Annotated in this window: 11 protein-coding genes and 1 other RNA gene; 3 read left to right on the forward strand and 9 right to left on the reverse strand. The window is 60.0% G+C overall.

Annotated features, from left to right (window positions below; translation table 11 throughout):
- The first annotated feature begins 78 nt into the window (after positions 1 to 78).
- Positions 79 to 627, forward strand: coding sequence for an adenine phosphoribosyltransferase (locus tag LOY36_RS19085; RefSeq protein ID WP_019579893.1), 549 nt, complete (start codon positions 79 to 81; stop codon positions 625 to 627).
- Between the two features lie 63 nt (positions 628 to 690).
- Here the strand turns inward: LOY36_RS19085 and LOY36_RS19090 are convergent, their stop codons facing one another.
- From LOY36_RS19090 to dnaX, 4 genes are all read right to left on the reverse strand, one after another.
- The gene (locus LOY36_RS19090; protein WP_258670169.1) at positions 691 to 1839 is read right to left on the reverse strand and encodes an acyl-CoA dehydrogenase family protein; all 1149 of its coding nucleotides are present in this window, start codon (positions 1837 to 1839) and stop codon (positions 691 to 693) included.
- Between the two features lie 75 nt (positions 1840 to 1914).
- Complete coding sequence (recR, locus tag LOY36_RS19095; RefSeq protein ID WP_019648283.1) at positions 1915 to 2517, reverse strand: recombination mediator RecR; 603 nt, start codon at positions 2515 to 2517, stop codon at positions 1915 to 1917.
- A 274-nt stretch (positions 2518 to 2791) separates the two neighbouring features.
- Positions 2792 to 3130 (reverse strand): YbaB/EbfC family nucleoid-associated protein, encoded by a 339-nt coding sequence (locus LOY36_RS19100; RefSeq protein ID WP_007933349.1) that lies wholly within the window; start codon positions 3128 to 3130, stop codon positions 2792 to 2794.
- Positions 3131 to 3197: 67 nt separating this feature from the next.
- Complete coding sequence (dnaX, locus tag LOY36_RS19105; protein WP_019648282.1) at positions 3198 to 5285, reverse strand: DNA polymerase III subunit gamma/tau; 2088 nt, start codon at positions 5283 to 5285, stop codon at positions 3198 to 3200.
- Positions 5286 to 5430: 145 nt separating this feature from the next.
- On the opposite strand from dnaX, the gene LOY36_RS19110 reads away from it, so the two are divergent.
- A complete protein-coding gene (locus LOY36_RS19110; RefSeq protein WP_258670173.1) occupies positions 5431 to 6174 on the forward strand; it encodes an ABC transporter substrate-binding protein in 744 nt (247 codons plus the stop codon).
- Positions 6175 to 6204: 30 nt separating this feature from the next.
- On the opposite strand, the gene LOY36_RS19115 is transcribed toward LOY36_RS19110, so the two are convergent.
- Complete coding sequence (locus LOY36_RS19115) at positions 6205 to 7905, reverse strand: bifunctional diguanylate cyclase/phosphodiesterase (protein WP_258670175.1); 1701 nt, start codon at positions 7903 to 7905, stop codon at positions 6205 to 6207.
- A gap of 408 nt (positions 7906 to 8313) precedes the next feature.
- Between LOY36_RS19115 and LOY36_RS19120 the strand changes: the two genes are divergently transcribed.
- On the forward strand, positions 8314 to 8628 hold the full coding sequence (locus tag LOY36_RS19120) for a helix-turn-helix domain-containing protein (RefSeq protein WP_007933342.1): 315 nt from the start codon (positions 8314 to 8316) through the stop codon (positions 8626 to 8628).
- A gap of 184 nt (positions 8629 to 8812) precedes the next feature.
- On the opposite strand, the gene ffs is transcribed toward LOY36_RS19120, so the two are convergent.
- The 4 genes from ffs to zipA all read right to left on the reverse strand — a co-directional run bounded on the left by ffs (position 8813) and on the right by zipA (position 13797).
- Positions 8813 to 8909, reverse strand: an RNA gene (gene ffs / locus LOY36_RS19125) — signal recognition particle sRNA small type.
- A 195-nt stretch (positions 8910 to 9104) separates the two neighbouring features.
- On the reverse strand, positions 9105 to 10268 hold the full coding sequence (locus LOY36_RS19130; protein ID WP_258670179.1) for a putative zinc-binding metallopeptidase: 1164 nt from the start codon (positions 10266 to 10268) through the stop codon (positions 9105 to 9107).
- Between the two features lie 163 nt (positions 10269 to 10431).
- Positions 10432 to 12789, reverse strand: coding sequence for an NAD-dependent DNA ligase LigA (ligA, locus tag LOY36_RS19135; protein WP_258670182.1), 2358 nt, complete (start codon positions 12787 to 12789; stop codon positions 10432 to 10434).
- 156 nt (positions 12790 to 12945) lie between these two features.
- Positions 12946 to 13797 carry a cell division protein ZipA gene (gene zipA / locus LOY36_RS19140; protein WP_019579886.1) on the reverse strand — a complete coding sequence of 284 codons (852 nt, stop codon included), beginning with the start codon at positions 13795 to 13797 and terminating at the stop codon, positions 12946 to 12948.
- Between the last annotated feature and the right edge of the window lie 113 nt (positions 13798 to 13910).

Below are 13910 nucleotides of genomic sequence, written 5' to 3' on the forward strand. Positions count from 1 at the left end.
TCCTTTCACGGTGGCTGAGCGAAACGGTTCAGCCGCCGTTATACTGCGACGTTTGCAGCCCGCCAGGACACTTCGACGATGGTCTTCGACTCCTTCGACATCAAATCCCTGATCCGCCCCGTGATCGACTTTCCCAAGCCGGGCGTGATCTTTCGCGACATCACCCCGCTGTTCCAGTCGCCCACGGCCCTGCGCCTGGTGATGGACAGCTTTGCCCATCGCTACGTCGAGGCCGACTTCACCCACATCGGCGCCATGGACGCGCGCGGGTTCCTGATCGGTTCGATATTGGCGTATCAGTTGAACAAGCCATTGGTGTTGTTCCGCAAGCAGGGCAAATTGCCTGCCGACGTGCTGGCCGAAGGTTACGCGACCGAATACGGCGAAGCCTTCCTTGAAGTCCACGCCGACAGCCTGTGCGAGGGGGATTCGGTGGTGCTGTTCGATGACCTGATCGCCACCGGCGGCACGCTGATTGCGGCGGCCAACCTGGTTCGGCGCATGGGCGCGCGGGTGCATGAAGCGGCGGCGATCATTGACTTGCCGGAGCTGGGTGGTTCGCAACGGCTGGAAGACATGGGGATTGCGACTTTCTGTCTGACGCAGTTTGCGTTGAGCGATAAGTAAGCGGCGTCTGGAAGGACGCCTTCGCGGGCTTGCCCGCGATGGCGTCAGTTGCCACACCACCAACTACAGCCCCATCTGCTTGCTGATAATCTCGTTCATCACTTCCCGCGTCCCGCCACCAATCGACAGAATCCGGTTATCGCGGTACAGCCGCTCCACCAGACTTTCACGCATGTAACCCATACCACCCAGAATCTGCACCGCGTCGGTGGTAATGCGATCTGCCGTGTCTGTAGCGAAATTCTTCGCCATGGAAATCTCTTTGATCACACTCTGCCCGGCTGCCATTTTCGCCGCCTGGCGGTAGGTGAATTCCCGAGACACCTCCAATGCCGTGGCCATTTCCGCGAGGCGGTGCTTGAGCACCTGGAACTTGCCGATGGGTTTGCCGAAGGCTTCACGCTGACCAGCCCATTTCAGGCTCTCCTCCAGCGCCAACTCTGCGGTCATGTTGGCCATCAGCGCCAGAGCCAGACGCTCGCTCTGGAAATTACCCATGATGCAGGCAAAGCCCCCGTTTTCGGCACCGATCAAATGGCTGGCCGACACCCGGCAATCATCGAAAAACAGCTCGGCGGTGTCGGACGCCCACCAGCCCATTTTCTTCAACTGACGACCGACGGTGAAACCCGGCGTGCCCTTCTCGATCAGCAGCAAACTGATGCCGCCGAATCCCGGCTCGCCGGTGCGCACCGCCACGGTGTAGACATCCGCGCGAACGCCGCTGGTAATGAAGGTTTTGCTACCGCTGACCCGGTAAAAGTCGCCATCACGCACGGCGCGGGTTTGCAGGTTAGCGACGTCGGAGCCGCCGCTGGGCTCGGTGACGGCCAGGGCGCTGATCTTCTCGCCCGCCAGCACCTGAGGCACTACGCGATCGCGGACTTCGGGCCTGGCCCACTTGAGGATCGGCGGCAGGCCGATGTCCAGCGAGCCCAGCCCCGCGACCAGACCACCGGAACCGCAGCGCATCAGTTCTTCACTGGCGGCGATCTTGGCGAACACATCCCCTTCGTGGCTACCGCCCAAGGCTTCGGGATAGCCGATGCCCAGAATCCCCGCCGCGCCGGCCTTGAGGTAGAGCTCACGAGGGAAGCTTTCAGCTTCTTCCCACTGATCGATGTCCGGAAGAATCTCGCGCTCGACGAAACGTCTGACGCTGTCGCGGACCAATTGGTGGCTGGGGTCGAAGTATTCCTGGAAGGCAGGCATCGGCGAACTCCACTGAAGGTTCAGCGAAGTTAACCGAGCGCTTGCTTGGTATTCAAGTGAGGATTGAAGATGCGGTTACAGCGAAATCGGCTTACGCCCGGCAAACGAATGCGCCAATGTCCCGCCATCCACCAGTTCCAGCTCGCCACCCAACGGCACGCCATGGGCAATACGCGAGGCAACCAGGCCTTTGTTGCTGAGCAGTTGGGCGATGTAATGCGCCGTGGCTTCGCCTTCCACCGTCGGGTTGGTGGCGAGGATGACTTCGGTAAATGTGCCCGCCTCTTCGATCCGCGCCATCAGTTGTGGGATGCCGATGGCTTCCGGCCCCAAGCCGTCCAGAGGCGACAGGTGGCCCTTGAGCACAAAGTAGCGACCGCGGAAACCGGTCTGCTCCACCGCGTACACGTCCATCGGACCTTCCACCACACACAGCAAGGTGTCGTCGCGGCGTGGATCGGCGCATTGCGGGCACAGATCGTCTTCGGTCAGCGTGCGGCACAAACGGCAGTGGCCCACCCCTTCCATGGCCTGGCTCAGCGCCTGGGCCAGTCGCGAACCGCCGCTGCGATCGCGCTCAAGCAGTTGCAACGCCATGCGCTGGGCAGTTTTCTGACCCACACCCGGCAAAATTCGCAGGGCATCGATCAGTTGGCGAATCAAAGGGCTGAAGCTCATGGGGAAAAGTCCGACATAACAACGAGACGCGGTTTATACCCGCGCCTCTGTTTAGCGTCAAATAGCAGCGTCAATTACCCTGTGGCGAGGGGGCTTGCCCCCGTTCGGCTGCGCAGCAGTCGTTAAATCAGTCAATACAGCTTTCAATGCTGGGCCCGCTTCGCGAGCCAACGGGGGCAAGCCCCCTCACCACAGGGTAAACCGCAGGCAGAAACAAAAATGCCAGGCGCGATGCCTGGCATTTTTTTTAACCCATCCGACCCGCGCTGGCGAATCAGAATGGCAATTTCATACCCGGTGGCAGTTGCATGCCAGCGGTCATGCTGCCCATTTTGTCCTGGCTGTTGGCTTCGATCTTGCGCACGGCATCGTTGACGGCGGCGGCGAATACAGCCTCCAGCATCTCTTTGTCGTCTTCGCTCAGGCCTTCGACCAGGCTTGGATCGATGGTCACGCGCTTGACGTCGTGACGACCGGTCATTACCACGGTGACCATATCGCCACCGGCCTTACCGGTGACTTCGGCGTTGGCCAGCTCTTCCTGCATCTTGGCCATTTTTTCCTGCATCTGCTGCGCCTGCTTCATCAGGCCGGCCATGCCACCTTTCATCATGGGAATCACCTCAAAAGTACTTGGATAAAAACAGCGCCCGGCGAGTGCGGCCAGGCGCCTTCAGTTATTAGCCCTGACTGACCAGGGCCTCGACAGGTTCAATAGTATCGTGACGGACCACCGCCCCGAACTGCTGCATCATTTGCTGGATGAACGGATCGCCATGGATCGATTCCTCGGCCTCGCGCTGACGGTCGGCACGACGCCGGGACGCCGCCTGGGCCGGGGTTTCCTGCTCGGGCTTGATCAGCTCAATGCTCAGGGTCAGCGTACGCCCGTGATGCTGGTTCAGCGCATCGTTGAGGCGACGTTGTTGCGTCGCGTTGAACAGGGCGCTGTGGGCCGGGTCCAGGTGCAACAGCCAATTGTCGCCATCGACGGCGATCAGCGTGCAGTTGGCGGCGATGCTGCCGGTCATGCCGGACACCGGCAATTTCGGGAACAACTCCAGCCATTGCAGGGCCAGGCCGGTGGCCGGCATCGCGGCCGGTTCAGGCTCGGGCTGCGCCGCAGGTTCGGCGGTATGCTCACTGGCCAGATCGTCGAGGTAGCTGTAGGCCGAATCCATGTCCGGCTCGATGTAGTCCTCGTCCAGCGGCGGTTCGTCATCCAGGTCGATGCCCGGCGTGGCGGCATCGACTTCGGCCACGGACGGTTCCGGAATCGGCGCAGCGGCCCACTCAGGCGCATCCGGCACCACGCTGTCGGGCGTCGGCATGGGCATCGGCGGTAATTCGGGTTGTTCACCGGCCGTCTCCAGCACCGGCTCGACAGCAGGCTGCTGGACAACCTCGGGCTCTACCGGATCGTTCCAGGGCAGATCGACGACTTCTTCGACCGCTACGGGCTCGACCACTGGCTCGGGCTCAGGCACCGCCACCGGCGCGACGGGTTCAGGCGCAACGGCCGGGACAGGTGCTGGTGCAACCACGGGCGCCACTGGAACCGGTGCCACGGCCGCAGCGACTACCGGCGCAACAATCGGCGCGGCAGCCACTGAGTTTGCGGAATCAACTGTGGCCTGGCTGATCCCCACTGGCTTTAGCGGTTGCCTCGGAGCGTCCTCGGTGTCTGCTGGCCTGAATGCGAGCATTCGCAGCAGGACCATTTCGAAGCCGCCGCGCGGATCCGGTGCCAGCGGCAAATCCCGGCGACCGATCAGGCCCATCTGGTAATAGAACTGCACATCTTCGGCCGGCAGTGCCTGGGCCAGTGCCAATACGCGATCACGGTCGCCATGGCCGTTGTCGACACCTTCAGGCAGGGCCTGGGCGATGGCAACACGGTGCAACACGTTGAGAATTTCCGAGAGCACGCCGTTCCAGTCCGGGCCTTGCTCGGCCAGATGGCGCACGGCTTCGAGCAACGCCTTGGCATCGCCTTCGATCAGCGCATGCAGGACGTCGTAGACCTGGCCGTGATCGAGGGTGCCGAGCATCGCCCGCACGTCGGCGGCCAGAACCTTGCCTTCACCGAAGGCGATGGCCTGGTCGGTCAGGCTCATGGCATCGCGCATCGAACCGTCGGCGGCGCGACCCAGCAGCCACAGCGCATCGTCTTCGAACGGCACGTTCTCGACGCTCAGCACATGGCTCAGATGCTCGACCACCCGCTCAGGGGTCATGTTCTTCAGGGAGAACTGCAGGCACCGCGAGAGAATCGTTGCAGGAAGTTTCTGCGGATCGGTGGTAGCCAGGATGAACTTGACGTAGGGCGGCGGCTCTTCGAGGGTTTTCAACAGCGCATTGAAGGAATGGCTGGAAAGCATGTGCACTTCGTCGATCAGGTAGACCTTGAAGCGCCCGCGGCTCGGCGCGTACTGCACGTTGTCGAGCAGCTCGCGGGTGTCTTCGACCTTGGTCCGGCTCGCGGCGTCGATCTCGATCAGGTCGACGAAGCGGCCTTCATCGATTTCGCGGCACACCGAGCACTCGCCACAGGGCGTCGAAGTGATACCTGTTTCACAATTCAGGCATTTGGCGATGATCCGCGCGATGGTGGTCTTGCCGACCCCGCGGGTACCGGTAAACAGGTAGGCGTGGTGCAGCCGCTGGCTGTCCAAGGCATTGATCAGAGCCTTGAGCACATGGGTCTGGCCGACCATTTCGCGGAACGAGCGCGGACGCCATTTACGTGCAAGAACCTGATAACTCATCGAAAACCGTCGCAGCGAAGGAAGCAGAAGCGGCTAATGCTAGCGGAGCAAGGCCAAAATTGCATCCGGTGCGCTCGTCTATTCTGGCTAAGCTGCACTTTGAGGAGCTTTTATCAGCTCAGGCTTGAGCCGTACCGGAGCATTTATGCACTTTGCCTTGGGGGCACTGCTATTAGTCAGCCTGAGCGTCGCGGCCGCCGAAGTGCCGTTGCGCTTTGTCGTGCCGGACAGCTGGGCCATGCCCTTGGTGCAAATCGAGCGCGACCGGCCGACCCAGGGAATTCTGCACGACATCATGCTTAGCCTGGCGACTCAGGTCGGCGCGCCGGCGCAATTTCACGTGTTGCCTCGGCCGCGAGTACAGAACGCCATGGAACACGGCGAAGCCGATGTGCGCTGTTTCGTCTCACAAGACTGGTTGCCGACCCCGTCCGGCGACTATATCTGGAGCGTTCCGCTGCTGGTTCAGCGCGACATGCTGATTGGCCGGCAAGGCCCACCCGATTCTGTCAATCCAGCGGAACTGCCACAACAGTCGATCGGCACCGTCCTCGGCTATAGCTACCCGACCCTGCAACCACTGTTCGACGCCGACCGGCTGCACCGCGAGGACGCACGCAATCAGGAACAGGTGCTGGAAAAGCTGCTGGCTGGACGCTATCGCTACGCGGTGAGCAACCAATGGACCCTGGACTGGTTCAACCAGCGCCTGCTGCCCGACCAGCAACTGAAAAGCGTTGCGCTGGTGCAGGAACAGCCTATCAGTTGTTACGTGCGCAATGACCCGAAAGTGCCGGTACAACGCATTTTGCGTACGTTGCAGCAAATGAAAACGTCGGGGGAGATCAATGACATCATCCGGCTCTATACCGGTAACCCGCCCCCGTAGCAGCTGCCGAAGGCTGCTATATAGAGCGAGTCAGGCTATTTGATCGAGTGCCTGCCATTGCGACGGGGCGACAAACCCCGCCACCCAGGCCGGCACCTCGGAGGGCGGCATCGGACGGGCGATGAAATAGCCTTGAGCGACTTCGCACCCCAGCCGCAACAACAACTCACCGTGCTCAAGGCTTTCCAGCCCCTCGGCAATCACCTGCCGACCGAATGCGCGGGCCAGGCCAATCACCGCCGTGGTCAGGGCCAGGTCATCCCGGTCATTCAGAATGTCACGCACAAATGACTTATCGATCTTGATAGTCTGGGTGCGTAAACGCTTGAGATAACTCAGGGACGAATAGCCGGTGCCGAAATCACCCAGGGAAAACTGCACCCCCAACGCCTGACAGGCCTGCAAACAGGCGCTGACATGCTGGATATTCTCGATCGCCACCGACTCGACGATTTCCAGGTCGAGCATCCGCGGGGCAACCTGAGCATGCCGAGCGAGTACCTCTCTGAGCCGGTCGACGAAATCCGCGCGCTGAAAATGTCGCGCCGCGATGTTGATACTGATCGGCCAGCCCTGCCCCGCTTGCTGCCAGCGGTGCAACTGCGCCAGCACCTGGTCCATCACCCATTCGCCGATATCGATGATCAGGTCGGTATCCTCTACCAGCGGCAAAAACTCCCGAGGCGGCACCATGCCGTTTTGCGGGTGCTGCCAACGCAGCAAGGCCTCGAAACCGACGACCTCGCCACGACGCATGTTCACCTTGGGCTGAAAGTGCAGGCGAAATTCACCGGCGACCAGCGCCTGACGCACCCGCTCGACGGTCTGGTGCGTGGCCTTGACCTCTTGATCCCGGGACACATCGAACAGATGAAAGCGGTTTCGCCCGCGCTGCTTGGCCACATACATCGCCTGGTCGGCATGGCGCAGCAGGGTTTCGGCATCTTCGTTGTCATGGGGAAACAGGGTGACGCCGATACTGGCAAACACATTGATGTCCTTGCCGTGCAATGTGTATGGCGCCGAGATCGCCCCAAGCACGCGACTCAACGCTGCGCGCAATTCCGGCAGATCACGCACGTAACGCAACACCAGCACGAACTCGTCACCGGCCAATCGCGCCACCACATCTTCGCCGCGCACAATGTCACGCAGACGCTTGGCCACTTCCACCAGCAACATATCGCCACTGGCGTGACCGTAGCCGTCGTTGACCGCTTTGAACCCGTCGAGGTCAAGCATGCACACTGCCAGCGGAATGTTTTCCTGCCGGGAAAACTCCAGCGCCTGATCCAGCAAATCCGACAGGAACGCCCGATTGGGCAGCCCGGTCAGCACGTCATGCCCGACCCGCCATTGCAGGGATTGCAGCAATTGGCGTTTTTCGCTGATGTCGAAACGAATCGAGAGGTATCGATCAACGAGCCCGGTGGTGTCGTCGAGCACCGGCACCATGGTGCTGTCGACCCAATACAACCTGCCATCCTTGGCGCGATTACAGATTTCGCCCTTCCAGATATTGCCCAGGGCAATGGTGCGCCACATGGCAGCGAAGAAATCGGCGGAATGCAGGCCGGAGTTCAGCAGGCGATGGTTTTGCCCCAGCAATTCCTCGCGGCTGTAGCCGGACACGACGCAGAATTGATCGTTGACGTAAGTAATCCGGCCGTTCAGATCAGTCTCGGAAAAAATTGCGGCGGCATCCACGGCCCTGCGGTATTTCTCATCCATGAGTGAGGCTCACTGTCGCTAGCGGAGGTACCGCTCGACCAGTGCAGGATGCCCGGAAGAGATGTTTTGAGACGTACAGCGCAGAGACACGTTATCACTCCATGAACAGCATTTGATGGCCCCCGGACCGCCGAAGATCAACTAGTCTCGGGCAAGGTAGCAACACCGACTCTGGTAACATTTCGCGAGGGTTTCAGACCGCCAACGGCTTCTCTGCACACCCGGCAAGGGAAGACAATGCTGGCTGTTTCATATCGCCTAAACTTCAGACAGCAGATCATCAAACCCCCCTCCGAAGCGGCGATTCTACGAAATGCATCACATTTTGCAAAGCAAGGTGATGGATCATGCAGTTGCCTAATGCAAAAATCTATCGTTAAGTTCTTGATTCTAAATGGGAATTGAGCGATGCAAATTTCAAGTTTGGGTCCAGCCATCCGACGCTACCGCAAGGTCGCAGGGCTTACTCAGGCTGAACTCGGCGAAAAAACCGGTTTTGACCCCAAAACCATCAGCCGCTTCGAAACTGGCACCTATACCCCCAGCGTGGAAGCATTGTTCCTGCTTGCCGACGTGCTGGGTGTGAAGCTGAAAGCCTTTTTCGCAGATCTAGGCGACGAAGATGAACAGCGAGCGTACCTGTTCAGCGTCATACACAAAGCCACCCCGAAGGATCTGGGAAAGCTGATCGCAGCGGTTGACCAGGCCTTGTCCAAGCCTTGATGCTAACAAACAAAAAAAAGAGGCCGACCTGTCGAATGCGACAGATCGGCCTCCTTTTTTATATCCCGCTGTTTCATTCGGAAACGCGATAAACCGCCCTGGATGAGCTCCATGGCAGGGAAAGCAAAACAGTATTTTTAGATAGAACACACGAAAGAGGGTTCGTGTTGCGTTATGGAGGCAACCCCACCAGCCACACCCCGGCACACAATGTTCCCGCTGTGGCTGCTTCCTTCCGGATCTGACCAGGTTCACGGGTAATCGTTGCGGGGGGACCGATGGGGTCACCATAACGACGCTCACCTGACGGCGAGCCGCGCCATTGTACCTATCTGAGACGAAGTTACAACCGTTCGGGCGGATTAAAAAACATGAGCCGCTTCAAGGACATGCGCAGGCCTGAAAAGATCGCGACCTGTAGCAGCTGGCGCAGCCTGCCTTCGGCAGCTGCTACAAGGCTGCGATCTTTTGATCTTCTATTGCACCAACACTTCATCTGCCCGGCCGCCCTCTTGCTGGATCACCAGGTGAATGAAGTGCAGCCTGGCGATCACCGCCGGCGGCAAGACGAACGGATAGAAATCCGGCTGCCCCATGCTGCGTGACAGCTCGTTAAGCATGCCGGCCAGCTCGATCCACGCATTGACGAACGACAGGAACGCCGGACCGCCGGGGTGCTGCGGATCAAACAGCGTGCTAGGTGGAAACGGCTGATAGTCGAAATCCATTTCCCGCGCACTCATGCCAAAACACAGGGCGGTGTCCACCGCATCCATCATGTGCAGGTAGTGAGCCCAGGTTTCCGCCCAGTCTTCCCAAGGGTGCATGGTGGCGTAGGCGCTGACGTAATGTTGCTGCCAGTCGAGCGGCGCACCTTGTTGATAATGCTGTTCAAGGGCCTCGGCGTAGCTGGCACGCTCGTCGCCGAACAGGCCGCGGAACGGTTCCAGCCAGGCACTGTTGGCGATCAGTCGGTCCCAGTAGTAATGCCCTGTCTCGTGCCGAAAGTGACCGAGCAGCGTGCGATAGGGCTCGTGCATCTGCACGCGAACCTGCTCGCGGTGGGCGTCGTCGGCTTCTTTGATATCGAGGGTGATCAGGCCGTTGGCGTGCCCGGTGGTCGGCGGCTTGCCTTCGAGGTCGATACCGATGAAATCGAAGGCCAGACCAGTCTCTTCGTCTACTGTTTTGGGAATGACCTGCAAGCCCAGGCTGAGCAACTGCGCCACCAGACGACGCTTGGCGGTTTCCACTTTGCCCCAGCGCTCGTGGTTCTCGGGAATCGACAGGTCGGGGATGGTGCGATTCAGGCTACAGGCGATGCACAACCCATCGTGATGATTGGCCGGCAATAACCAGTTGCACGCAGCCGGGGAGTCGAGATTGGCGCAACGGCGGAAAATACCGGCGTCAGGGTCGGCGTCAAGCAACCAGGTATCCGCTTGCGGGCCGGGTTGCAGCGACGACAAGCGACTTTGCTGCGACTGATAGCCCAGCGCCGCCGAACAGGCCAGGCACTGGCTGTTGCGAAAGAACAGCGACTGCCCGCAGCGACAATGCCAGACCTTGCTGTTGCGCGAATGCTCACCCATAAAGGGCGCGGCGATGCGCGAGCTGAGCTGTTCGAAGAAGCGGTACATGGCGATCTCTCTTTGGGGACTGCCAAGACTAGATCATTCCTCTGCAATGATCGTTCCCACGCTCTGCCTGGGTAAAATCAAAAGATCGCAGCCTTCGGCAGCTCCTACAGTGGAAAGGCGTACACCCGTAGGAGCTGTCGAAGGCTGCGATCTTTTGGCGATCTTAAACGTCGATACCGTGCTTCTTCAGAAACTCGACAAACGCCTCTTCATCCAGCACCTTCAACCCCAGCTCATTGGCCTTGGCCAGCTTCGAACCTGCGCCCGGCCCGGCGACCACGCAATGAGTCTTGGCCGATACCGAACCGGCCACCTTGGCCCCGAGGCTTTCAAGTTTGTCCTTGGCAACGTCGCGACTCATCAGTTCCAACGAACCGGTCAGCACCCAGGTCTGCCCGGCCAGCGGCAATCCTTCGACGACTTTTTTCTCGCTCTGCCAATGCATGCCAAAATCGCGCAGCTGCTTTTCAGCGGACTCGGCGAGCTGACGATTTTCTGCGACCGCAAAAAACTCACGCACCGAATTTGCCTGTTTCTCCGGCAGCGTCTGACGCATGTCCAGCCAGTCAGCATTCATCACCGCTTCAAGCGAGCCGAATTTGTCGGCAAGCTTCTGCGCCCCGCCCGGCCCGACCGAAGGAATGTTCAGCTTGTCGAGAAAACCGCCAAGCGTGGTGCTTGCAGCGAATTCGGCAGCCAACGCTCCCTGATCCTGAATCTGCAGGCCGTGCTTCAACAGATTGGCGATCACCTGCTGATTATGCGGGTCTTCAAAGAAGCTGTGAATCTCGTGAGCCACTTCCAGCCCGACATCCGGCAGGTACGTGAGCACTTGCGGCAACGCCTGCTGAACACGCTCCAGCGAGCCGAGAGACCGCGCAAGCACCTTGGCCGTCTCTTCGCCGACATCAGGGATACCCAAGGCATAGATGAACCGCGCCAGACTCGGCCGCTTGCTGTCTTCGATAGCGCCGAGCAGGTTCTTGCTCGACAGCTCGGCAAAGCCTTCAAGGTCGACGATTTGTTCGAAGGTCAATGCGTACAAATCGGCTGGCGAATTCACCAGACCTTCATCCACCAGTTGCTCGACGCTCTTCTCGCCCAGCCCTTCGATGTCCATGGCGCGACGCGAAACGAAGTGAATGATCGCCTGCTTGAGTTGCGCACCGCAGGCCAGACGGCCGACGCAGCGATACACCGCGCCTTCGCTGACAGTCTCGCGACCCTTGCTGCGCTTGACCAGCTGCGTACGCTCGACATGCGAACCGCAGACCGGGCACTGCTCGGGAATCTGTACCGGTCGTGCATCCTCAGGACGACGCTCGATGACCACTTGCACCACTTGCGGAATAACGTCACCGGCGCGACGGATGATCACGGTGTCGCCGATCATCAGCCCCAACCGCGCAACCTCATCCATGTTGTGCAGCGTCGCATTGGCCACGGTAACGCCGGCGACCTTGACCGGTTTCAAGCGTGCCACCGGCGTCACGGCACCGGTGCGGCCGACCTGAAACTCCACATCGAGCAACTCGGTGAGTTCTTCCATCGCCGGGAATTTATGCGCGATAGCCCAACGCGGTTCGCGAGCACGAAAACCCAACTCGCGCTGGGAGGCAATGCTGTTGACCTTGAACACCACGCCGTCGATTTCATAGGGCAGCGCATTGCGGCGTTCGCCGATGTCGCGGTAGTAATCCAGGCACTCATCGATGCCACGAGCCGATTTCAATTCATGACTGATCGGCATACCCCAGATCTTGAGTTGCTGCAGATTGCCAATGTGCGTGTCGGCGATATCGGCGGAAACCTGGCCGATGCCGTAGCAGCAGAATTCCAGCGGACGGTTGGCGGTGATCTTTGAATCCAGCTGCCGCAAGCTACCTGCCGCCGCGTTCCGCGGATTGGCGAAGGTCTTGCCGCCGACTTCCAGTTGCGTGGCGTTGAGCCGCTCGAAACCGGCCTTGGACATGAACACTTCGCCGCGCACTTCCAGGGTCGCCGGCCAGCCGCTGCCATGCAGCTTGAGCGGGATATTGCGCACGGTGCGCACGTTGACGCTGATGTCTTCGCCCGTGGTGCCATCGCCGCGAGTGGCGCCGCGCACCAGCATACCGTCCTGATACAGCAGGCTGACCGCCAGGCCATCGAGCTTGGGTTCGCAGCTGTACTCCACCGCTGCGCCGCCACCGAACAGGTCGCCGACCGGCAGGTCCAGCCCTTCCGTCACCCGACGGTCGAACTCGCGCATGTCGGTTTCTTCGAAGGCGTTGCCAAGGCTGAGCATCGGCACTTCATGACGCACCTGAGTGAACGCCGACAGCGCCGCACTGCCGACACGCTGGGTCGGCGAGTCACTGGTGATCAGCTCGGGATGGGCCGCTTCAAGGGCCTTGAGCTCATGGAACAAGCGATCGTATTCGGCGTCCGGAATGCTCGGCTCATCCAGCACATGGTAGCGATAGTTGTGCTGATCGAGCTCGGCGCGCAGCTCTAGAATGCGGGTTTCGGCGGCAGTCATGGGTGTTCTCTCATAAAGCAAAAGAGCAGCCGAGGCTGCTCAATCTCATTTCATCAAGATCAAGGGATCGCAGCCTCGTTTCACTCGACAGCTCCTACAGAAAATCGCGAACCCTGTAGGAGCTGTCGAGTGAAACGAGGCTGCGATCCTTTGACCTCAGCGCTTCTGGGTCAATGCGCGGCGTTCGAATTCGACGATGCGCTGACGGTAGTGCTCAATTGTCTGGGCGGTCAGCACGCTGCGCTGGTCGTCTTTCAGCTCGCCGTTCAGCTCCTGGGACAGCTTGCGCGCCGCCGCTACCATCACGTCGAAGGCTTGCTTCGGATGACGCGGGCCTGGCAGGCCGAGGAAGAAGCTCACCGCCGGGGTGCTGAAGTGGTCGATATCATCCAGATCGAAAACGCCCGGCTTGACCGCGTTAGCCATGGAGAACAGCACTTCGCCGTTACCGGCCATGCTTTCGTGGCGGTGGAAAATGTCCATCTCGCCGAAACGCAGACCGCTTTCCAGAATGTTCTGCAACAGCGCCGGGCCCTTGAAGCCGGCCGGGTCGCGGCAGATCACACTGATCACCAGCACTTCTTCGGCTTGTGGCTGATCTTTTTCAGGCGAGCTGGCGGACTTGCTGTCATCCGGGAAATCGTTGTCACGGCTGCTGAAGCTCGGGCCGCCGTCCAGGTCCAGGCTGAGGTTCATATCGCCTTGCGACGGCTCGCCATGGCCACGCTTGCCACGCTTGGAACCCGATTCGCGCGGTTCACGGGCAGGCATGCTCACCGACGGCAAGTCGTGCTCGTCCAGTTGCGGTTCTTTCTGGGTGTCCAGCACGCGGGGCGGGCCCAACAGCTCGGCGCTGGTGTCCTCGTCGGGCAGGTTGGACAGACTTCGGTCAAGACGGAATTTCAGTTTTCCCTTGCCGCCGCGCATGCGACGCCAGCCATCGAAAAGAATACCGGCAATGACAATAATGCCGATGACGATCAGCCACTCGCGCAGACCGATTTCCATGTAATCCCGTGCCTCTATAAAAAATGCTGAAAAATAAGGGGTTTACATTGTGTAAACCGCTTTAAAACGTGGCGCCAACTCTATGTTCTGACAGGCGTTTTGCCCACGCATAC

The sequence above is a fragment of the Pseudomonas sp. B21-019 genome (assembly GCF_024749225.1).
Classification (GTDB): Bacteria; Pseudomonadota; Gammaproteobacteria; order Pseudomonadales; family Pseudomonadaceae; genus Aquipseudomonas.